Genomic DNA, 22,203 nt, shown 5'->3' with positions numbered 1-22,203 from the left:
CAACGCCTGCCGGTTCGAACGACCTCAGCGCCCGAAGCCGGAACCCTTCTTCGCTTCCTTCTGGCCGAACCCGGTGGGCGGGAAGCCACCGGCAACCATGTCGAGTTCCTCGTCGCTCAGTTCCGCCTGGCTGTCCTCGGCCGGAACGGCAAGCAGTTCCCCATCGGTCTCGACCAGCCGCATCGGCATCGGCAGGTCGACATCGTAATGGCGCTTCACGGCCGCGTTGAGGTCGGCCTGAGCCTCTGCACGGAAGGCGTCGTCGGTCTTCAGCCGCTCCGCAGCCGCGGCGATGGCATCGGCGCCGTACATCTGCTCGAAGTCAATGTTGCTCATTTCGGAAATGCTCCAGTTGGCGATTGGGTGAAAGGCTGAAGAAAACTCTGCGGCGGGCGATCACGGCGAACCGGTCGCGGGTTCGCGGATCATCTCGAAGGTCTCGTCCACCCGCAGCGAGATCGGGGCGAAGCGGCGGCGGGCCAGCGACATCATGCGGGGGAACATGGTGCCGAACATGGCGATGGAGGTCGGACCGAAGGCGGCCACCTGCCGGGCATAGGCATGCCAATAGGCCCCGACCAGCATTCCCGTATGCCAGAGCGACCGCGCCAGATAGGCGCTGCGGTAATCGATCGCCGGCCGGTCGCGATAGCCGTCGAGCGGAACGCTTTCCGCCCGCTCCGCCAGCACCCAGCCGACCAGCACACCCTGCCGCCGCACCACGATGGAACAGGCAGGCTCGATCCGCTCGGCACGGACATCGGGATGCATCAGAGGATGATGGTCGGGCTCTGCCGCCAGCGCGGCGATGGCGCCACGGTCGTCGACGTCCGGCGTCCGCCAGGGATCGAAGCTGAACCCGTCGGGATCGCGCAGCCGGCCGGCCAACGATGGCCAGCGGCCGACCGCCTCGACCATCGGCGCCGCCTCTCCGATGGCACGGACATGGGTCAGCCGCGGCGCAGTCCAACCGGCCGCCGACAGGGTCGCGGCCAGCGCGGCGCGTTCCGGCAGCTTGTCCGAAAAGGCGGTGATCAGACCGCTGGCGCCCGCGGCGGCGGCGGCCCTCCCCCACCCAGCGGCGAGGCTCCGGCCGATGCCGCGGTTGCGCAGGCTGCGCGCGACCGTCAGCGACAGCAGCCTTGCCCCATCCTCCTGCCTCTGCCCAAGCGCCAGCCCGGCCGGCAGCCCGCCGACCGTGGCGCCAACGGCCACCCATGGCGGCTCCAGCCGATCCAGCACCGGAGCCAACCGGGGAAAACCGAGAGTGGCGAATGCGGCGGCATTGCCGGACAGCGGCGCGACGCGAAGGCCGGCGATGCCGCCGCTCGGCGCCGTGACATCGTTCATCCCAACCCGATCCTTCACGCCAGCGATCCCGATCATGCACACTCTGGAAGAGATGGAGACCCTGCGAAGTCCGCTGGACAATCCGGATGCTCTCTAACCATTATGCGTGCGAAACAAAGGGGTGCAAGCAATAAGCGGTGTCAGGACTGACATGGAACTGTTTCAGCTCCACAACAAAATTTCTTGTCTTTCAACGCCGGCGCGCATCCCGACGGGCGCAGGACAAGGAATTCCATGAGTCGGACTGAAGTCGGACCGCAGGGTGCCGAACGGCTGTTCCGCCGCCATGCTCTGGAGCGGCTTACGACAACCGAGGATTACGACCAGCCGCCGACCATGATCAGCCAGCGCGGGCTGCGGCTGCAATTGCTGCTTGCCGCCCTATGCCTTGCGGCGGCGGTCCTGATCCTGGCCGCCGTCGCCTGATTTCCGGTCAGCCGTGATGGCGCAGATAGGCGTTCGGGTCGCACTCCTCCCCCAGCGCCATGGCGCGGGCTCGGTGGATGTGCTGCATCAGCACGTCGCGGAACTCCTGCGCTGTCAGGTCGCTCCATTCCGGCGTCTCGCTGGCGAAGGTCATCTGCGCGGCGGTCGCTTCGAACAGGCGCAGCCATTCGTCCGCCTTGCCGGCGGGGTCGTCGTCCTTGCGGAACAACTCCGCCATCATCTTGGTCATCAGCGTGCCAAGCGCCAGCAGGTTCACATGCAGCAGCATGTTGCCCAGCATCAGATCGGGCTTCTCGTCTAGCATGGGTCCGTCACTCCGGGCGATGTCTTGACGGTTCACACGGACGGCCCGGTGAAAGCTGGCGCGGAAACTTGAGCAAAAAAAGGCCCCTCCCCGCGGGTGCGGAAAGGGGCCAGGGTCGGGAGGACGCCCGAGAGGAAACGGAGTGACGGTCAGGCGTGCACGCCGGCCCCCTGAACCGCCGTCTTCGGCGCCACCGCAGCAGCGGCGATCGGCTTCTTCAGGATGCGCAACGCAACCGCGGTCACCACCGTGCCGACCACCAGGGCCACCACATAGCCCAGCAGATGCGTCACCGCGTTCGGGATCGGCAGGACGAAGATGCCGCCATGCGGAACCTTCAGCTCGGCCCCCACCGCCATCGAAATAGCGCCGGTCAGCGCGCCGCCGACCATCAACGCCGGGATGACGCGCAGCGGATCGCGGGCGGCGAAGGGAATGGCGCCTTCGGTGATGAAGGCGATGCCCAGGACGGCGGCGGCATTGCCGGCTTCGCGCTCCTCATGGGTGAAGCGGTCGGCGAACAGCTTGGTGGCGAGCGCCAGACCCAGCGGCGGCACCATGCCGGCGGCCATGGCGGCGGCCATCGGGGTGTAGACCTGCGACGCGATCAGGCCGGTGGAGAAGGCGTAGGCCGCCTTGTTGACCGGACCGCCCATGTCGAAGGCCATCATCGCGCCGATCAGCAGGCCGAGCAGGATGGCGCTGCTGCCCTGCATGCCCTTCAGCCAGGCGCTCATCCAGGCCAGCGCCTCGGCGACCGGCGTGCCGACGACGTAGATCATCAGCAGGCCGGTCAGCAGCGAACCCAGCAGCGGCAGGATCAGCACCGGCTTCAGCCCTTCCAGGTTGCGGTGCAGCTTGATGTGCCGGTTGAGGAAGGCGGTGCCATAGCCGGCGATGAAGCCGGCGACGATTCCGCCGAGGAAACCGGCGCCGATGCTGCCGGCCAGCATGCCGCCCACCATGCCGGGGGCGATGCCGGGGCGGTCGGCGATGGAATACGCGATGTAGCCGGCCAGCGCCGGCACCATCAGGGCGAAGGCTCCCTTGGCGCCGATCTGGAACAGGGCATAGCCCAGCGTCCCGGCGTTGGATTCCTCATAGACGTAGATGCCGCCCAGCGCGAAGGCGAGCGCGATCAGCAGACCACCCGTCACCACGAAGGGCAGCATGAAGGACACGCCGGTCATCAGATGCTTGTAGGGGCCGGTGCGCTGGGCCGACCGCTCCGCCTTGCCGGCGGCGACCGCATCGGCCAGCGGGGTCGCGCCGCCAGGGGCACCGCCGGCTGCGCCATGCATCTTCGCCTCCGCCAGGGCGCGGTTGACCAGGGCCTTGCCGTCGTTGATGGCGGGCTTGGTGCCGCTCATGAACACGCGCTTGCCGGCGAAGCGGGACAGGTCGATCTGGGTGTCGGCGGCGATCAGGACGACGTCGGCCTCGCGGATCTCCTCGTCGCTCAGCGTGTCGCGCGCACCGACGGAGCCCTGCGTCTCCACCCGGACCTTGTGGCCCAGCGCGGTCGCCGCCTGCTGGATGCCCTCGGCCGCCATGAAGGTGTGGGCGATGCCGGTCGGGCAGGAGGTGATGGCGACGATCCGGCGCGGCGCCGATGCCGCCGGAGGAGCAGCGGAACCGAGCATGCTCCCCAGCACGGCCCCGGGATTGCCCAGCACCTCGTCCAGCGAAGCGGAAACGCGCTTGACCGCGCCGAAGCGTCCATCCTCCAGATCGCCGCCGCCGACGAGCACCACGCCGTCCGCCGCCGCCAAAGCTGCCGCGTCGAGCGGCGACTGGATGCCGAGGCTGGTGCGGATTTCCACCTGGATACGGTGGCCGGCCGACGATGCCGCCTTGCGCAACGCTTCGGCGGCCAGAACCGCCTGGGTGGTGAGGTCTCCCGCCGCGATCACGGCCAACAGGTTCGCCATTGTTTCCTCCTGGCGGGTTCGCGCCCGCGCCTGTCACTGTATTGAAGTCCGTCGGATGCTTTCGGCAGGTTCAGTCGAACCGGCTCAGCGTCACCTGCGCGGCGAGCGCCTGCACCGTCGCCGGATCGGGCAGGTTGGGGCCGAAGCAGCCGAGCTTGGCGGCGGCGAAGGCCACCGACAGCCGGGCCACATCCTCCAGCCCGCCTTCCTGCTGGAAGGCGGCGATCAGCCCCGCCACCATCGCGTCGCCCGCCCCGACGGTGCTCAGCGCCTGGACCGGCGGCAACCGGCCATGCAGGGCGCGGGCGCCATCCACGAAGAGAGCGCCGTCCGCCCCCAGCGACACCACCACCACCGACACGCCGCGCCGCTGCAGTCCACGCGCCGCGTCCAGCAGGTCGGCATCGGTCGGCAACGGACGGACGGCCCAATCCTCCAGCTCGTGCCGGTTGGGCTTGATGCAATGGGGCAGCGCGCCGGTGGAGGCCAGGGCCGCAGCCAGCGGCGGACCGCTGCTGTCCAGCACCACGCGGGCCCCGGCCGCCGCCAGATCGGCGGTCAGGATGGCGTAGGTGTCGGTGGGCAGTCCGTCCGGCAGGCTGCCGGCCAGCAGGACCGGGGTACCCGGCTCCACAAGCCGGCGAACCGTCTCCTGCACCCGGCCGAGCGCGCCGGGATCGGCTGTGAGGCCCGGCAGGTTGATGTCCGTCGTGTCGTTGGCCGCAAGATCGGCGATCTTGACGTTGCCCCGCGTTTCGCCCGGCAGCCGCAGGAAGGCGTCGGCGATGCCCTTCGCCTGAAACAGCGCCTCGAACGGCGCCGCGTTGCCGGTACCGAGCAGTCCGGTGGCGACCACCGGCGTTCCCCAATCGGCAAGGCAGCTGGCGACGTTGACGCCCTTGCCGCCGGCATTGTGGCGCACCGCCCTGGCGCGATGGACGCTGCCGGGTTTCAGCGCATCCACCGTGATGGTCTGGTCGATGGCAGGGTTCAGCGTGACGGTGACGACGGGTTTCGTCATGATACGTCCCCCTCCAGCGCCCGCACCTCGTCGGAGGATTCGCAGTCCAGCGCACGCTGGGCCAGCGCCCGCAATCCGGCAAGGTCGCTGTCGCGCAGCCGGTCCTTGACGCCGGGGATGTCGCGCGGGGTCATCGACAGCTCGCGGACGCCGAGGCCGGCCAACAGGGCGGCGCCGAACGGATCGCCGGCGATGCCGCCGCAGACGCCGACCCAGCGGCCATGCTTCTCGGCCCCCTCCACCGTCATGCGGATCAGGCGCAGCACCGACGGGTGCAGGCTGTCGGCCTCCGCCGCGAGTTCGGGATGCTGGCGGTCGACGGCCAGCGCGTATTGCGTCAGGTCGTTGGTGCCGATGGAGAAGAAATCGACATGGCGGGCCAGCACGTCGGCCTGGATGGCGGCGGCCGGCACCTCCACCATGATGCCGAGCGGTACAGCCGGGGCGTCCAGCTCCGCCCGGATGCGATCGCAGACCGCGCGCAGAGCCTCGATCTCGCGCAGCGTGGTGATCATCGGGAACATGATCAGCAGCGCCCCCGGCTTCGCCCCCTTGGCGGCGCGGTAGAGGGCGCGGACCTGCGGTTCCAGCAGTTCCGGATGGCGCAGCAGCAGGCGGGCGCCGCGCACGCCGAGGAAGGGGTTCTCCTCATGCGGCAACTGCAAGTGCGGCACCTGCTTGTCGCCGCCTATGTCGAGCGCGCGGACGATCAGCGGACGGCCGTCCAGCGCCTCCAGCATGGCGCGGTAGGTCTGGTACTGCTCCTCCTCGCTGGGGGCGTCGCCGCGCTCCAGGAACAGGAACTCGGTGCGCATCAGGCCGACACCTTCGGCCCCCTGCGACAGGGCGACAGGCACCTGATCGGGACGGTTGACGTTGGCGCCGATCTCCACCGTGTGGCCGTCGCGGGTGCGGGCAGGCAGGCCGCGCCGCTCCTCCTGATGGGCCTTCTTGACGCGCTGTTCCTCGATCCAGCCAAGCGCGGCGGCCAGGGCGGTGTCGGGCGGGTCGAGGTACAGGCGGCCGGACTGGCCGTCGAGGATGGCGGTGGTGCCGTTGGCAAGCTCGGTCAGCGCGCCGCCGCCCGCCACCATCGCCGGCAGCCCCAGCGTGCGCGCCAGGATCGCGGTGTGGGAGGTCGGTCCGCCCTGCGCCGTCGCCAGACCGATCACCCGGCCCATGTCGAGCGCGGCGGTATCGGACGGCGACAAATCGTCGGCGACCAGGATGCAGGGGGTGTCCGGCAGGTCGCGGATGGAACCGCCGCGCAGGTCGGGATCGATGCGGGTCAGCACCCGGCGGCCGACATCGCGCAGATCGGCGGCGCGGCCGGCCAGCACCGGGTTGGGGTTGGCGGCCAGCTTGGCGGCGCTGCGCTCCACCGCCTCGTTCCACGACCAGCCGGGGCCATGCCCCTCCACCATCAGCTGGCAGGCAAGCGTGATCACGTCGGTGTCGTTCAGCAATTCCGCTTGCGCTGCGAAGATTCCCGCTTCGGCCGGCCCCAGCCGGCGGGCGGTGTCGTCGGCCAGCGCCTTCAACTGCTGGCGGGTCAGGTTCAGTGCCTCATGCAGGCGGTTGCCGCCTTCCAGCAGCGGGGCCGGCCGGTCGGGAACCGTCAGGTCGGCCTTCGGCATCACATGCACCGGACCGATGGCAAGACCGGGGCTGGCACCGATACCGGCGACCACCGGCATCTCGCGCCCGGCCACGGGCGGCGGGGTCCAGCCCTGCACCACGGCCTTCGCCTTGCGCGCCGCGGCGGCGGCGTCCGCCTTCTCCCGCGCACTGAGGCCGGTGATGGTGGCGCGCAGGCGGTTCAGCACCGCGCGCGCATCGGGACCGTCGGCGGACACCGTGATGCGGTCGCCGGGGCGCAGGCCAAGCTGCAGCAGCGCCACCAGCGTCTTGCCGTCCACGGCCTCGCCGCCATGACGGACGCGGACCCGACCGGCGGCGGTGCGGGCGGTCTCGACCCAGGTGGCCGCGGGGCGGGCATGCAGGCCGGTCGGGTAATCGACCACCCACTCGAAGCTCTCGGCAAGGTCGCCGCCCTCTGACGCGGCCGTGGCCGGCGCGGCGGTCTCGTCCGACAGGGCGGCGGCGAGATCGGTGGGATCGGCGGTGGTGAACAGGGCGTTCAGCCGCGCCTCGTCCTGCATCAGGCGGGTCAGGCGGCGCAGGATGGCGATGTGGGCATCGGACTGGGCGGCGATGGCGACGACCAGCCGGGCGGTCTGCCCGTCGTTCCACACCACGCCGTCCGGCACCTGCAGGATGGCGATGCCGTTGCGGCGGACCAGATTGCGGTCGTCCACCATGCCGTGCGGGATGGCGACGCCATGGCCCAGGAAGGTGTTCGCCACCGATTCCCGCCGGATCATGCTGTCGGCATAGGCGGGGTCGATACAGCCCGCGGCGATCAGCAGCTGCGCCGCCTCGCGGATCGCCGCCTCCTTCCCGGCCGGGGCGGCGCCCAGGCGGATCAGATCGGGGGGAAGGCTCAAGGGGTGCGTGTCGGTGGCCATGGCAACCGTCTCCTCCGCGTGTTCTTGTCTGTCCTCTTGATGCTCAGTGAAAACGATTACAGCTGGACTGTCAACGGCTGCCGCAATGCAGCATCAGCACTTTTTCAGCAGAGCGTCTTGTCAAGCGGGCTGAAATGGGGAATGCTCCGGTCATCGTATTGGAAACGTTTTCATAAAACCGTCTTCGCCCCAACCCGCTCTGGTCAGGCCGGGCCGCGCACGGCTAAGATCGCCTCCCCTTACGGGGCACTCCCTACCACCACTGGTTTGCAGATGAACGCCTCCGGCAAGACCGCCAGCATCAAGGACGTGGCCCTGGCCGCCGGCGTATCGGTAGCCACCGTGTCGCGCGTGCTGAGCAACGGCCCGGTCAGCGAGGCGTTGCGCAAACGGGTGGAGGACGCGGTGCGCGCCACCGGCTACCGCCCCAACCTGTCGGCACGGCGGCTGCGCTCTCAGCATTCGCAGACGATCGGGCTGGTGGTGTCGGACATCCGCAACCCCTTCTTCACCGCCGTCAGCCGCGCGGTGGAGGATGCGGCCTATCGCGCCGGCATGCGCGTGATCCTGTGCAACAGCGACGAGAATCCGGAGCGGGAGGAGTTGTACCTGCGCCTGATGCAGGAGGAGCGGATCACCGGCCTGATCTTCGCCCCGACCCGTGCGACGCTCGACCGGCTCGACACGCTCGACCTCGACTTTCCCGTCGTGCTGATCGACCGCAACGCGCCGACCGCCCGCCACGACGCGGTGGTCCTAGACAACCCGCGCGCCGCGGCCATGCTGGTGGAGCATCTGCACGCCCAGGGCTATCGCCGAATCGCCGGCCTGTTCGGCAACACCAGCACCACCGGCCAGGAGCGGTACGAGGGCTATCGCTCCGCCATGTCGGCCCGCGGTCTGGCGCCCGCCGCCCGCTTCCTCGCCCCCCATGCCGACGCGGCGGAGACCGCGGTGGTGGACTGGATGGCGGAGCGCGACCGGCCGGAAGCCTTCATCGTCAGCAACAGCCTGTTCCTGATGGGCGTGGTGAAGGCCGCACGCCGGCTGAAGCTGTCGATTCCCGACGGGCTGGCGGTTGCCGGATTCGACAATGAACCCTGGACGGAACTGGTCGGCCCCGGCCTGACCGTCATCGAGCAGCCGGTGCAGGACATCGGCCAATCGGCGATGACCCTGCTGTTCGAACGGCTGGAAACGCCGGACCGTCCCCGCCGCCGCCTCATCCTGGGCGGCACCTGCATCGTGCGCGGCTCAACCGCCGCGCGGATGGCCGACGCCGACTGAGCCGGCGGAACTGAACCGGCGCGTCCTGCGGTGATTAGGCTACCGGCCCCGACTGCAACCTTTCGTCGACCAGCCTGACCGGCCGGACATTGGAGCCCGCATCGAACGGGCTGCGGCATCGCCGCCGCACCCGGCAGCGAAACGCAACCGCGCTTCCCCCTCTCCTCTCGTGTGCCGCCGGTCGGGCAACGGACTACTCCCGATGCCGGAACATGGGCGTGGCCGATAACCAATGCCCGAAAGATACGATAAGACTCCCAGTTCCCGGCAACGGACGATCAAAGAAAAATACTCCCCCGGTGTGCGGGAAGAACAGTTCCGAAAGCGGCGTTGACCGTCGCCCAACACCCCACTACCGTTCAGTTTGCAATGCACAACAAAAATGCTCGCTTGAGCTAATAACGAAAACCAACGATCGCTGTTCCACTCTGCGATAATTTTTAAGGTAACCAAGTAATTGTTGTGATAACCAACTAATTCTTGGTGACGTTCATGACCCATGATGGTCTCCCCTGGTGGGGACCGGCCTGCCGACAAAACAAGAAGCACGAATCCGGGGGAGGACGCAGTGCGCACACTTCAGGGACTTCGACGGGGGTGAGGGCGCGATGCTGAAAGCTCTGACCGGACGCAAGACGGCGGCGAAGGGGGGCGGTTTCGCCCGGCATGGCGTGACGACTGTACTCGTTACCGCCGCCACGATGGCGCTCGGACTGCTGACGGGAATCCTCGTCGCCCGCACCATCGGTCCGGAGGGGCGGGGGGCGCTGACCGCCGTCCTCACCACCATTCAAATGCTGGGCTGGCTGTTTGCCATGGGCTGCGGCAAGGCGGTCACCTTCGCGCTGTCGCGGGACCATTCGGCTGGCGGCCGGCTGCTGAGCACCTGGACGCTGATCCTGCTGCCTCTGGCGGCGCTGGCGATCGGCACCGGCTACCTGCTGCTGCCGCTGCTGCTGGCCGCGCAGCCGATTGAGACGCTGGAACTGGCGCGCCTCTATCTGCCCATGATCGCCATGGCCCTTCTGGCGGAGCTGATGCTGGGGCTGATCCTGGGCGATCAGGACTTCCGCAGCTTCAACGCGCTGAACTTCATCCAGCCGGCCGGCGTCGCCACGCTCTACGCCGTCCTTTGGGCCGCCGGCCACTTCACGGTGGAGGCCGCCGTCATCGTGCAGGCGGCGATGAGCACGCTGGTGCTGGTCGTGGCCACGGTCCTGCTGGTCCGCCGCCACGGGATCGGCCGCCCCGACCCGGCGCTCGGCCGGCAAACGCTCTGGTATGCGCTGCGTACCCATGGCGACGTGGTGGGCGGCGTCATCACCCAGCGGCTGGACCTGCTGATCATCCCGGCCGTCCTGCCGGCAAAACAGGTCGGGCTCTACGCCCTGGCGACCAGCCTGTCCTGGCTGATCGTCAGCCTGTCCAGCGCGCTGGCCACCGTGGTGATGCCCGCCGCCACCCGCCGGGGCCAGTCGGGGCGGGCGCTGGTGCTGAACAGCCTGCAGGTGACCTTCGCCATCGGCGGGCTGCTCGGCGGCGGGCTGTTCGTCTTCGCCGACATCGCCATCCGGCTGGTCTACGGCCCGTCCTTCGCCGACAGCGCGCTTCCGCTGCGGCTTCTGCTGCCGGGCGCAGTTCTCTACGCCGCCGCCTCGATCCTGCTGAACGGACTCTATGCGGAGAACCGGCCCTTCACCGCCACCATGGCCAACCTGCTGGGCATGCTGGTCACGCTGGGCGGCCTGCTGCTGTTCCTGCGCAGCGGCGGGATCCTGGCCGCGGCCATCGTCTCCACGGTGGCCTACACGCTGGTGTTCGCCACCGCGGCGATCCTCTACCGCCGGGCGACCGGACTGCCCTGGCGCGTCTTCCTTCCCGACCCGGCGGTGCTCGCGGCCTTGCCGCGGCGCCTGATCGCACTCGCCAAACCGTCTCCGGTGACCGCCGCTCCGGCCGGACCCGCAGGCAAATGACAGAACCTACAGGATTGGGGGGACACACAATGCGACTGTCGCTCTTGACGCCCGAATACCCACCCGGCGAAAAGCTCGGCGGTATCGCCACCCACACCCACACGATGGCCCGTGCGCTGGCGCGGCTGGGCCACACCGTCCAGGTGGTGACCCCGTGGAAGGCCGGCGGCCTGCCGGCCGGCACCACCATCGAGGACGGCGTGACGGTGAACCGCGTCGATCCTGGGCCGCACCTGCATGCGGTCGTGGACCGGTTCCGGACGAACCGCCGCCTGGCCGACGCCGTCCGCGCCTTCCGTCCCGACGTGGTTCATGCCGCCGAGTTCGATGCCGACGCCTGGTGGCTGACCCGTTTCAGCACCATTCCCGTGGTGACGCGGCTGGCGACGCCGACCGGGCTGGTGATGGACACCAACACGCAGCCCTGGGTGCCGCACACCCACCTGCTGAACGCGCTCGAACGCGACCAGACCAAACGCAGCGCGGCGATCTACGCCTCCACCCGCGCGATCGCCCGGCGGGTGGCCGATTACTGGCGCATCCCGCCGGAACTGGTCCAGGTCATCCCCAACAGCATCGATCTCGCCGCGGTGGCGGCGAACCGGACGGCCGAGCCGCCGATGGCGCTGCCGAAGCGCTTCATCGCTTTCTTCGGGCGGCTGGAGGGGCGCAAGGGCATCGCCACGCTGGGCCGCGCCATCCCCGGCGTGCTGGCCGCCAACCCCGACCTGCATCTGATGATGATCGGCGGGGAGGACGTCGCGAGCGCCGCGATCATCGACCAGTTCCGGCGCGACGTCGCGCCGGTGGCCGACCGGGTCCATTTCACCGGCGCCCTGCCGCGCAACGATGCGCTGGCCGTGGTGGCGCGGGCGGAGATGGCGGTCGTCCCGTCCCTGTGGGAAAGCTTCGGCTTCGTGGTGGTGGAGGCGATGGCGCTGGGCGTGCCGGTGGTCGCCAGCGACTGCGGCGGCTTCCCGGAAATCATCGAGCATGGCCGCACCGGCTGGCTGGTCCCGCCGGGGGAGGCGGAGCCGCTGCGCGACATGCTGATCGCCCGGCTGGCCGACCCAGAGGGGCTGAAGGCCGTCGCCGCTGCAGGGCTGGAACATGCGAAGACCTTCGACGTCGACGCGGTCGCCGCCCAGGTCGCCGCCCTGCTGGAGAATGCCAAGGCGGAGCGGTCGCAGGCCGCAGGATCCGGCATCTACAACAACGGCTATCGCCGCCACTTCCGCCCCGACCACCCGACCACCCCCTTCTACCGTATCTATGACGAGAAGCGGCGCGCGGTGGCGGCCGAGCTGGAGCGGCTGCCGCGGATGCGCATCCTCGATGTCGGCGGCGGATACGGCCGCATCACCGGTCCCTTCGCCGGCCGTCACGACGTGACGCTGGTCGACATCTCGCACGAGATGCTGGCCGAGGCGAAGGAGCGCTTCCCGGCCCTGACCGTCCAGCAGGCCGACGCCCGCAAGCTGCCCTTCGCCGACGACAGCTTCGACCTCGTCATCGCGATGGATTTGCTCTGCCACCTGCCGGACCTCGAAGCCGGCGTGCGCGAGCTGCAGCGGGTGGTCAAGCCCGGCGGGCGGATCGTCTGCGACACCACCAACGCCAACCCGCTGTGGGTGATCGCCTATCCCGGCTACTACCGCTGGCGGCCCGACCGGCTGCTGGCGACCATGCGCTGCCACGGCGTCCTGCCGGAATGGAAGGCGCTGGTCCGCCACCATTGGGCGCCGGAAATGCGCAAGGCCATCGCCGCCACCGGCCTGACCCTTCAGAAGACCGATCATTTCGGCCCGCCGGGGGTGGCGAAGTGGCACCTGTGGTGGTGCCGGCGCGGCGGCAAGGGCACGGAGGGGCACGCATCGTGACCAAACCGCCCCTGCTCCTTTTCCTCGCCCATGGCGGCGACCCGCACCGCGTCGCCATGGCGCCGGTGCTGGCCGCCGCGGCGGAACACGCCGGCTGGGCCTTCGACCTCTATTACGACGGGCGGCGCAGCGGTCGCCATTTCGGCGGCTGGGAGGACGGCAACCGCACAGAAGCGACCGGCACCGGCAGCCTGATGGCCGGCGGCCGGCACCTGGACCATGCGCTGTGGCTGACCACCCGCTACCGCGTCGTGGCGCTGGGCGATCCGGCTTCCCCCCTGTGGCCGGTGGTGGAGGCGGGGGGCGAATGCGCCCTGCGCAGCACCGACCCCGCTGCGCTCTATGAGGCTGCCTTCCGCCTGCTGGAGCAGCCGATCCCGGCAGAGGTCGCCGTGCTGGACATGGCACCGCAGACCCCGCTCGGCATCGTCGCCGCGCCCTTCCTCTACCCGCAATTGATGGCGAAGCCCTGCCTCGGCCTCGATGTCGGCGCCGACGCCGGGCTGCGGCAGCGGCTGGAGGCGCTGGGTGCCCGCCATTTCACCGGCCATTGCGTCGATCCGGTGCGCGCCCGCCACTTCCCCGGCGGCCTCGACGCCGTGGAAGGCAGGGTGGCGGGGGAAAGCTATGCCAGCTTCAGCGCCGCTCTGGCCCACCGCCATGCCGGCTGGGGCCGCGGCACCTTGCTGGGCGATCCCGATCTGATCGCGGCGCAGTTGCCGCTGGCGGCGGCCAAGCGCCTGCTGCCGCTCTATGGCCGGCCGCAGACCGACGTGATCGAACGCGCCGCCGACCTGATCCGCAACGGGGCCGACCCGGTCTATGGCCGGCAGTTCGACGACCACGACTTCTTCGCCCTGGGCCGCCTTGGCCGCGGGCTGCAGATCGTCGATCCCGATCCGCCCTTCGCCAGCACGGCCGACGTGCCGCTGCGCATCGCGGAGCCGCCGCGCCCTTTCACCGACTACGAACCGGACGACGCCACCCTGCGCCGCTGGGCGGCGGAAGGGCGGGTGCTGACCACGCTGGTGCTGTGGTCGGGCATGATCCGCGAACTGCACTGCATCCCGCGTATCCTCGATCTGGTGGCGGCGACCGGCCTGCGTTGCGGGTTGGTTGTCACCGTCGACAGCCTGACCCAGTCCAGCCCCGCCGACCTCGCGCTCCTGTCGGTGCCGGAGGAACGCGGCGGCGTGCTGGGCCGGGTGGAACTGCTGCTGGGAAGCACCGGCCGTGGGGTCTGCGCCGAGGGCGAAATGCCGAGCGACGAACTGGCCCGCCTGCTGACCGATGCCCGCGCGGAGATGGCGACCATGCTGCCGCCGGGGCTGATGCCGCGCGGCTGGTGGCCGCTGGTCGACTCCCCCCTGGTGCCGGGCCGCACGCCGCGTTTGCATTGGGAGGAGGGCCGCCCCGTCCTGCGCATCTCGCCCCGTCCGCGCCCATTGGAAACCCCGGCGGCCAGCGTTGAGGCCGCGACGGAGGGCACGCCCCGCAAGGCGCCGACACGGGCCGGGGCTCCGGCCATGGACGCCCGGCGCCTGATCGGCAATGCGCTGCGCCGCTACCGGCTCGACCGCTTCTACGAGGCGTGGCGGCCCTATGACAGCGCCCGTCCCGGTCCCCTGCGGCGGGAGGTCGCCGCTGCCGTCCGCTCCGCCGGCTTCGACTACATGTGGACCAAGGCCGCCTTCGGTTCGGCGGAACCGGCGCTGGTCGACGGGGAGTTCGTGGCCCTGCCCTTCACCGCCGGTGATTGGGACGGCTGGTCGCCCTTCTACACCATCCGCAACACCGCCCAGGTGCGGGCGGCCGAACGCCGCCTGACCCGCGGCAGGCGGCCGGGATGGCTGGCGTCCAACATCGATTCCATCCTGTGGATGCTGCCGGGCGAGGTGCTGGAGAAGGGACGCGCCCTGTTCCAGGTCGCCCGGCTCGTCGCCGGCGGCGGCGGGACCGGGACGCTGGTCAACGTCACGCCCAACACCGTCGCCCGCTACGCCCGCATCCTGGCCGAGACGAAGCCGGGACGGGGCACCCCCGCAATCCCGGAGCCGCCGGCGGAGATCCGCGGCGACCCGGCGCCGGACGCCCCCTCCGCCCCCCGCCAGCCCAGCCGTGACCCGGCAGAGGTCGCCTGAACTATTGGTCGCCTGAACCATCGCGGCCGCATTGCACCTCCGCGCACCGTTTGTCGAGATGAAGGAGTTCAGCCCATGGACGCACCGGAACACCGATTGCCGCCAGGCACGGCCGGTATCCCCTCCGGCTTTGTCGCACCGCCGGTCGGAACGGGCGCCGACAAGGTCAACGTAGGCCGTCTGGTCCAGACGCTGTGGCGCCAGAAATGGCTGATCCTTGGGCTGACCGCGGTGCTGTGGCTGCCCGCGGTGCTGCTGATCAACGCCATGACGCCACTCTACAGCGCCTCCGCCGTCGTGGTGATCGATCCGCATACGAACCGCGTCATCAACATCCCCTCCGTGTCGGAACCGATGGGAATGTTTCTCGACACCGTCAACACCGAGGTCGAGATCCTGCGGTCCCGCGATCTGGCCCGCCGGGTGGTGGAGATGCTGAATCTCGGGAAGGAGCCGGAATATGCCGCAACTCCCGACAAGCCCGGCATTCTGACCCCCCTGTTCGAAGAAGGCCGCGCCCTGCTGACGGATGTGGCGTCCGGTCTTCCCGAACCTCTGTCCGCCCTGCTGACGCCGGCCGCGCGCCCGCCCGCTCCGACCGGCAGTGCCGAGGAGAAGGAAACCGCCCGCCTGATCTACGCCTTCCAGAAGAACCTGCGCGTCAACCCCGGCGTGCAGTCGCGGGCGATCCGCATCACGGTGGAGGCCAAGGACCCGCAGTTGGCGGCCCGCGCCGCCAACGCCGTCGCCGACGCCTACATCGCCATCCAGGTGGAGGCGAAGCGCAAGGCCACCCAGAACGCCAGCGAGTGGCTGCAGAGCCGATTGGACGAGCTGCGCCAGGACATGACCACCACCGGCCGCGCCGCCGTCGAGGCGATGCGCGCGGAAACCGGCATGACCAAGGGCCGCGATGCCCCACTGGTGAACGAAGAGATGTCGGCCCTGAACGCCCAGCTGGCGGAGGCGCGCACTGCGCTGACCAATGCCCAGGGGCGGCTGCGCCAGTTGCAGTCCGTCCAACCCGGCAATCCCGAATCGTTGACCGGCGCAGACATCGGCACCGACCCGCTGATCACCGGCCTGCGCCAGCGTCAGACGGCGCTGAGCGCCCAGCTGGCAGAGCTGCGCGCCCAATATGGCGACCGTCACCCGGCGCTGGCTCGGCCCACCGCCGAACTGCGCGAACTCAATGCTGCCCTCGCCACCGAGGTGGATCGCGTGATCCGCAGCCTGCGGGGGGAGGTGGAGCAGCAGATCGCCAAGATCCAGAGCCTGTCCCGCCGGTTGGAGGCCCTGCGAACGGAGTCCTTCGACAACCTGCAGGCGGACGTGCGGCTGCGCGAGCTTCAGCGGCAGGCCGACGCATCCGACGACAACTATCGCCGCGCCGTCACCCGCCTGAAGGAGACCCAGGTGCTCCAGGCGCTGGAGATGACGCCCGACGTGCGCATCGTGTCCTCCGCCGACGTCCCGGTGGGGCCGGTCGGGCCGGGCAAGTCCGTGCTGGCGGCATTGGCCGCAGTGGTCTGCGGCGCCATCGCCACCGGCATCGCGCTGGTGCGGACCGCCAGCCAGCGCGGCGTCTACAGCTCCCATCAGGTGGAGGCGGTTCTGGGGCTTCCGGCGGTCGGCATCGTGCCGCTGCTGGGCCGGATCAAGCGGTACGCCGGCTCCGACGCCAAACGCGATCCCTATTCCAACACCGGCGGCGGTGAATTCGCCGAGGCGGTCTGGCGGCTCTGCGCACGGCTGCATCTGGTCCGCACCGGCGCCGAGCCGGCCACGGTCAAGGGCGGCGAGGTCGTGATGCTGACCTCGTCGGTCGCGGGCGAGGGAAAGACGACGCTGGCGGTGGCGCTGTCCGCGTTCCTGGCCGACACCGGCCGCCGGGTCGTCATCGTCGACTGCGACACCCGGCGCCCCGCCGTGCACCGGCTTCTCGGCGGCACCCGCCCGCCCATGGGGCTGACCGACCTGCTGGAAGGCGATGCGACGCTGGATCAGGTCGTGCAGGTCGATGACCGCCGCCGGGTGGCGGTGATCGCCGCCGGCCGACCGGTCGAGCGCCCGCAGATCCTGTTCGGCTCCAAGGCCATGCTGTCGCTGCTGGTGGAGCTGTCCGAACGCTACGACGTCGTCGTCCTCGACACGCCGCCGGTGCTGTCGGTGTCCGACGCGCTGATCCTGGCGCCGCTGGCCGACCGTGTCCTCTACGTCGTGCGCTGGGCGCGCACCGCCACCAGCCTTGCAAGCGCGGGCATCAAGCAGGTGCGGCAGGTCGGCGGGCGGATCGGCGGCGCGGTGCTGTCGATGGTCAACGCCCGCGACCACGCGAACCTGGAATACGGCGCCCGTCCGCCCAGCGGTCGTTCGTACCGCCTGCGCCGCATCGCCTGAGCGGAAGTATCCAGAACCCAAAAAACCTCGGCCCAAGTGAAGGCCTGCCCCTTGCCGGAGGACCCACAATGAAAGTCGCGATCGTCCATTACTGGCTCGTCGGGATGCGCGGGGGGGAGAAGGTTATCGAAGCCCTGTGCGAGCTGTATCCGGAGGCCGACGTCTTCACCCACGTCTACCGGCCGGAGCGGATCTCTCCAATCATCCGCAGCCATCAGGTCACCACGACCTTCATCGACCGGCTGCCGATGGCCCACCGGATGTATCAGAAGTACCTGCCGCTGATGCCGCTGGCGCTGGAGCAGCTCGACCTCAGCGCCTACGACCTCGTCATCAGCAGCGAATCCGGCCCGGCGAAGGGGGTGCTGACCAGGCCGGACGCGCTGCACGTCTGCTACTGCCACACGCCGATGCGCTATGTGTGGAGCGGCTACCACGATTACCTGCATTCGGCCGGACCGATTGTCCGGCCGCTGATGCCCTATGCCATCCACCGGCTGCGGCAATGGGATCTGGCGACGGCGGCGCGGGTCGACCGCTTCATCGCCAATTCGGAGACGGTGGCGAAGCGCATCTGGCGGGTCTACCGCCGCGATTCCACCGTCATCAACCCGCCGGTGGAAACCCGGCGCTTTGCCACCGCGGAGCCACCCGGCGATCACTACCTGTTCGTCAGCCAGCTGGTGTCCTACAAGCGGGCCGACGTGGCGATCGAAGCCTTCAACCGCATGGGCCGCAAGCTGGTCGTGGTCGGCGAGGGCGAGGAATACCGCCGGCTGAAGCAGATGGCCGGGCCGACGGTGGAGTTGCTGGGCCATTGTTCCGCCGAGGAACTGGACCGGCAGTATGCCGCCTGCCGCGCCCTGATCTTCACCGCCAACGAGGATTTCGGCATCGTGCCCGTCGAGGCGATGGCCGCCGGCCGGCCGGTGATCGCCCTGAACCGCGGCGGCGCGACCGAGACGGTGAGGGACGGGCTGTCGGGCCTGTTCTTCGACCAGCAGACGCCGGAAGCGCTGATCGAGGCGGTGCAACGCTTCGAGGCGCAGGAACGCCGCTTCAACCCCACCGTCATCCAGGCTTATGCCGCCCGCTTCGACCGTGCCGTGTTCAAGGCACGGCTGCGCGAGACCATCGACAGCTGGATGAACGGCGAGGAACCGGCCCTGGCCCCGGCGCGGGCCGCCGCCAACGACGCCCGCGGGCGGGAGCTGGCTCCGGCATGAGCGTCGCCATGAACCCGTCCACCGTCGCCCCCGCCGCGCCCGATGCCGCCGAGCGGCTGGGCGTCACCGTGATCGTCCCGACCTATCGTCGGCCGGACCAGCTCGCCGGCTGCCTGGACGGTCTGGTCCGCCAAACCCTGGCACCGGTTCAGGTGGTCGTCACCGTGCGCGACACCGATCCGCAGTCCGCCGAGGTTGCCCGGCGCTACGCATCCACCTTGCCGGTCGAGGTCGCCGATATCGACGTGCCGGGGCAGGTGGCGGCGATCAACCGCGGTATGGATCATGCCCGCGGCGACATCGTCGCCATCACCGACGACGACGCAGTTCCCCATTCCGACTGGGTCGAACGGATCGAGGCCTGGTATCGCGCCGATCCGCGGATCGGCGGTGTCGGCGGCCGCGACCATGTCTATCACGACGGCGTGCCGGAAACCGGGGAGGCCCAGGTCGTCGGCCGGCTGCAATGGTTCGGCCGGGTCATCGGCAACCATCATCTGGGTGTCGGCCCGGCTCAGGACGTCGACGTTCTGAAGGGCGCCAATTGGAGTTTCCGCCGCGCGGCGATCGACGGCCAGCGGCTGAACACCCGGCTGCGCGGCAGCGGCGCCCAGGTTCGCAACGAGGTGGATTTTTGCCTGCGGCTGTCCCGTCGGGGATGGCGGCTGGTCTATGACCCGCTGGTGGCGGTCGACCATTTCCCGGCGGTGCGCTTCGACATCGACCAGCGCGGCGCGAACCACTTCCACCCGCTGGCGCAGGAGAACGCGACCTTCAACGACACGCTTGCCCTGATGGCCCATTTCGGCCCGGCCAACCGCGCCGCCTTCGCCGCCTGGGCCATGCTGGTGGGGACCTGCGAGTTTCCCGGTCTGGCGCAATGGGCACGGCTGTCTCTGCGCGGCGATCGCCACGCCGGGGCCAAGCTGCGCGCCACGGTGCGCGGCCGGCTGGAGGGGATGCGTGACTGGCGGGAGACGGCGGCATGACCTTCGCCACAGCCGGCTTCGAGCAGAGCCATCACGGCGTGGGCCATCACGGCGCGGCCCATCATGACACCGGCCATCACGGCATGGGCGGCCTGCCGTCCCTGAACAGAATGGCGGCACCGGTCTTCTGGTTCCTGGTGGCGGTCCCGGTCCTGATGGGCAAGGCCGGCGTGCTGGAAATCGTTTTTCCCATTGGGGCGCTGGCCGTCGGCGCCCTGCTGGTGACCCGCGACCCGGCCCGGTTCGCCGCCTTCACGTGGTGGCTGTGGTTCCTGACGCCGGAGGTGCGCCGGCTGGTCGATTACCAATCGGGCTGGAGCGTCATCAGCCCGATCATGGTGACGCCCTTCGTCGTCGGAGCCATGAGCTGGCTGGTGATCGCGCAATATCTGCCGATGCTGCGCTATCGCGCCTTTTTCGGTTTCGTGCCGGTGATGCTGGGCATTTCCTACGCCTACGTCAACGGCATCACCCAGGCGGGCGTGGCGGCGGCGACCTTCGCCCTGCTGAACTGGCTGATCCCGGTGACGCTGGGGCTCTACGTCGCCCTGCACTGGCCGATCTACCCGCAGATGCGCGACGCGGTGCTGCGCGCCTTCGTCCTCGGGCTCGCGCTGGTCGGCGGCTATGGCCTGATCCAGTATTTCCTTATGCCGGCCTGGGACGCGCGGTGGCTCCTCAATGTCGGGATGACCAACCAGGGCTTGCCGCTGCCGATGCAGGTGCGGGTGTTCAGCACGATGAACTCCTCCGGCCCGCTCGCCTTCCTGCTGGTCACCGGACTGGCCCTGCTTCCCGCCGCCCGCGGCGTCCTGGTGCCGGTCGCCGGCGCCCTGGCGTTGGGCTCGCTGCTGCTCAGCCTCGTGCGGGCGGCCTGGCTCGCCGGACTGTTCTCCTTTACCTGGCTGATGTTGACCATGCCCGGCCGCCACCGGATGCGGCTGATCGCGGTCGGCGTCGGGCTGGTCCTGTGCTCCCTGCCGCTGCTGAGCGTGCCGAAGGTCAATCAGGCCATCGTCTCCCGCTTCGACACGCTGAATTCGATGGAGAGCGACCGCAGCTTTCAGGACCGGCAGGAATTCTACGTGACGTTCCTGTTCTATGCGATGACCGAGGTGCGTGGCGCCGGGCTCGGCACCATCGACACCGCGACCAAGCTGACCAACGAGGACGGGCACCTGGGAATTCTGGCGAATTTCGACAGCGGCATCCTGCGTGTGCCCTATGAGCTGGGCTGGCCCGGCGCGTTGGGCTATGTCGCCGGCCTGATCGCCCTGACGGCCGGGATGCTGCGCCGCGGCGGCGCCCCGCCCGACCCGTTCGCCCGCTGCGCCGAGACGGCGGCCCTGACGATGCTAGGCTGCATGGTGTTCGAACACACGTTGGTGAAGGTCACCGGCGTCGGCTTCTGGTTCTTCCTGGGCATGGCGATGGCGGCCAAGAATTACGGGCTCGCCAGCCTGCAGGGCGCCGCCCCGGCACCCGTCCATGAATTCGTCCCGGCCCATCACTTCCAAGAGGACAAGCAATGGACGGAAGCCTGATCCTGCCCGGCGCCCTGTCTGGAAAGATGCGGGAGGCCAGCGTGCTTCAGCTTGGGCTGGGCTGGTTTCCGGAGACTCATGGCGGGGCGGAGAACATGTTCTACCACCTCGCCCGTTACCTGCCGCAGGAGGGCATCGCCTTTTCCGGGCTGGTGCTGGGCACCGTTTCCCATACGCTGGACAATGGCGCCCGCATCGACAGCTTCGCACCGCCGACCGCCTCGCTGCCGCGCCGGGTGGCGGCGGCCCGGAGCGCCATCGCCGAGACCCTGCGCCGGCAGGCGCCCGACCTCGTCGCCGCCCATTTCGCGCTGAACATGGTGGGCGCCCTGCCCGCCTTGCGCAACCGGCCGCTGGTCGTCCATTTCCATGGCCCCTGGGCGCTGGAAAGCGCCGCGGAGGGCGCCGGCCCGCTGGCGGTGCGGCTGAAATTCATGGTGGAGCGGCTGGTCTATCGCCGCGCCGCCCGCTTCGTCGTCCTGTCGCAGTCCTTCGCCACCATCCTGGCCGAACGCTATGGCGTACAGCCGGAGCGCATCCACCGGGTGCCCGGCGGCGTCGTTGCCGACCGCTACGACCTTGCCGACAGCCGCCATCAGGCGCGCGCCCGCCTAGGCTGGCCGCAGGGGCGCCCCATCCTGCTGACGGTGCGCCGGCTGGTGAAGCGCATGGGGCTGACCGCGCTGGTCGACGCCATGGTGGAGCTGCGCCGCCGGGTGCCCGACGTTCTGCTGGTCGTCGCCGGGCGCGGACCGGAGGCGGCGGCGCTTCAGGACCGCATCGGCGCGCTGGGGCTGGAGGAGCATGTGCGGCTGTTGGGCTTCGTTCCCGACGCGCATCTTCCGCTCGCCTACCGCGCCGCCGACCTGTGCGTGATGCCGTCGCAGGCGCTGGAGGGATTCGGCCTGACCGCATTGGAATCGCTGGCGGCCGGCACGCCGGTGATGGTCACGCCCGTGGGCGGCCTTCCCGAGGTGGTGGAGGGGCTGGACGGCGACCTCGTGCTGGCGGGGACCGACGCACGCTCAATCGGCATCGGCCTTGCGGAGGCGCTCACCGGCGTCCGCCGGCTGCCGGACGCCGACGCCTGCCGGGCCTTGGTGCGCAGCCGGTTCGACTGGCCGGTCATCGCCGCCCGCACCGCCGCCGTCTATCGCGGCGCCCTGCAATGAGCATCCC

The 22,203-nt window shown here is 69.8% G+C and carries 16 protein-coding genes; 10 read left to right on the top strand and 6 right to left on the bottom strand.

The features are described from left to right. Window positions 1-24 precede the first annotated feature (24 nt). Window positions 25-336, bottom strand: coding sequence for a hypothetical protein (locus TSH20_RS07855; protein ID WP_109074197.1), 312 nt, complete (start codon window positions 334-336; stop codon window positions 25-27). A 60-nt stretch (window positions 337-396) separates the two neighbouring features. Continuing rightward, window positions 397-1,350, bottom strand: a complete 954-nt coding sequence (locus TSH20_RS07850; RefSeq protein ID WP_109074196.1) for a hypothetical protein — start codon at window positions 1,348-1,350, stop codon at window positions 397-399. 234 nt (window positions 1,351-1,584) lie between these two features. On the opposite strand from TSH20_RS07850, the gene TSH20_RS07845 reads away from it, so the two are divergent. Further along, on the top strand, window positions 1,585-1,776 hold the full coding sequence (locus TSH20_RS07845) for a hypothetical protein (protein ID WP_109074195.1): 192 nt from the start codon (window positions 1,585-1,587) through the stop codon (window positions 1,774-1,776). Window positions 1,777-1,783: 7 nt separating this feature from the next. Here the strand turns inward: TSH20_RS07845 and TSH20_RS07840 are convergent, their stop codons facing one another. From TSH20_RS07840 to ptsP, 4 genes are all read right to left on the bottom strand, one after another. Continuing rightward, a complete protein-coding gene (locus TSH20_RS07840; protein ID WP_109074194.1) occupies window positions 1,784-2,101 on the bottom strand; it encodes a hypothetical protein in 318 nt (105 codons plus the stop codon). A gap of 149 nt (window positions 2,102-2,250) precedes the next feature. Continuing rightward, window positions 2,251-4,032, bottom strand: coding sequence for a fructose-specific PTS transporter subunit EIIC (locus TSH20_RS07835; RefSeq protein WP_109074193.1), 1,782 nt, complete (start codon window positions 4,030-4,032; stop codon window positions 2,251-2,253). A gap of 70 nt (window positions 4,033-4,102) precedes the next feature. Then, a complete protein-coding gene (gene pfkB / locus TSH20_RS07830; protein WP_109074192.1) occupies window positions 4,103-5,053 on the bottom strand; it encodes a 1-phosphofructokinase in 951 nt (316 codons plus the stop codon). Beyond that, window positions 5,050-7,581 carry a phosphoenolpyruvate--protein phosphotransferase gene (gene ptsP, locus TSH20_RS07825; protein ID WP_109074191.1) on the bottom strand — a complete coding sequence of 844 codons (2,532 nt, stop codon included), beginning with the start codon at window positions 7,579-7,581 and terminating at the stop codon, window positions 5,050-5,052. Before ptsP ends, pfkB begins: the two co-directional genes overlap by 4 nt. 273 nt (window positions 7,582-7,854) lie before the next feature. Here ptsP and TSH20_RS07820 point away from each other — a divergent pair, with 273 nt between their 5' ends. The 9 genes from TSH20_RS07820 to TSH20_RS07780 all read left to right on the top strand — a co-directional run bounded on the left by TSH20_RS07820 (window position 7,855) and on the right by TSH20_RS07780 (window position 22,196). Continuing rightward, a complete protein-coding gene (locus TSH20_RS07820) occupies window positions 7,855-8,868 on the top strand; it encodes a LacI family DNA-binding transcriptional regulator (RefSeq protein WP_109074190.1) in 1,014 nt (337 codons plus the stop codon). Window positions 8,869-9,476: 608 nt separating this feature from the next. Beyond that, entirely contained in the window at window positions 9,477-10,844 is a 1,368-nt protein-coding gene (locus TSH20_RS07815; RefSeq protein WP_109074189.1) for an oligosaccharide flippase family protein, read from the top strand. 29 nt (window positions 10,845-10,873) lie between these two features. Further along, window positions 10,874-12,724 (top strand): glycosyltransferase, encoded by a 1,851-nt coding sequence (locus TSH20_RS07810; RefSeq protein WP_109074188.1) that lies wholly within the window; start codon window positions 10,874-10,876, stop codon window positions 12,722-12,724. Then, window positions 12,721-14,865, top strand: a complete 2,145-nt coding sequence (locus TSH20_RS07805; protein ID WP_199231882.1) for a hypothetical protein — start codon at window positions 12,721-12,723, stop codon at window positions 14,863-14,865. The genes TSH20_RS07810 and TSH20_RS07805 overlap by 4 nt, the downstream gene beginning before the upstream one ends. Before the next feature lie 75 nt (window positions 14,866-14,940). Further along, the gene (locus tag TSH20_RS07800; RefSeq protein ID WP_109074187.1) at window positions 14,941-17,265 is read left to right on the top strand and encodes an AAA family ATPase; all 2,325 of its coding nucleotides are present in this window, start codon (window positions 14,941-14,943) and stop codon (window positions 17,263-17,265) included. A 68-nt stretch (window positions 17,266-17,333) separates the two neighbouring features. Next, a complete protein-coding gene (locus TSH20_RS07795) occupies window positions 17,334-18,491 on the top strand; it encodes a glycosyltransferase (RefSeq protein WP_109074186.1) in 1,158 nt (385 codons plus the stop codon). Beyond that, window positions 18,488-19,480 carry a glycosyltransferase family 2 protein gene (locus tag TSH20_RS07790; RefSeq protein WP_109074185.1) on the top strand — a complete coding sequence of 331 codons (993 nt, stop codon included), beginning with the start codon at window positions 18,488-18,490 and terminating at the stop codon, window positions 19,478-19,480. The genes TSH20_RS07795 and TSH20_RS07790 overlap by 4 nt, the downstream gene beginning before the upstream one ends. Next, window positions 19,477-21,024 carry an O-antigen ligase family protein gene (locus TSH20_RS07785; RefSeq protein WP_247871153.1) on the top strand — a complete coding sequence of 516 codons (1,548 nt, stop codon included), beginning with the start codon at window positions 19,477-19,479 and terminating at the stop codon, window positions 21,022-21,024. Before TSH20_RS07790 ends, TSH20_RS07785 begins: the two co-directional genes overlap by 4 nt. Next, window positions 21,009-22,196 carry a glycosyltransferase family 4 protein gene (locus TSH20_RS07780; protein WP_247871152.1) on the top strand — a complete coding sequence of 396 codons (1,188 nt, stop codon included), beginning with the start codon at window positions 21,009-21,011 and terminating at the stop codon, window positions 22,194-22,196. The genes TSH20_RS07785 and TSH20_RS07780 overlap by 16 nt, the downstream gene beginning before the upstream one ends. The last annotated feature ends 7 nt before the right edge of the window (window positions 22,197-22,203 follow it).

This window comes from Azospirillum sp. TSH20 (genome assembly GCF_003115935.1).
Lineage (GTDB): Bacteria > Pseudomonadota > Alphaproteobacteria > Azospirillales > Azospirillaceae > Azospirillum.
The sequence above is the reverse complement of the archived record's forward strand: the minus strand, read 5'-3'. Positions and strand labels throughout refer to the sequence as shown.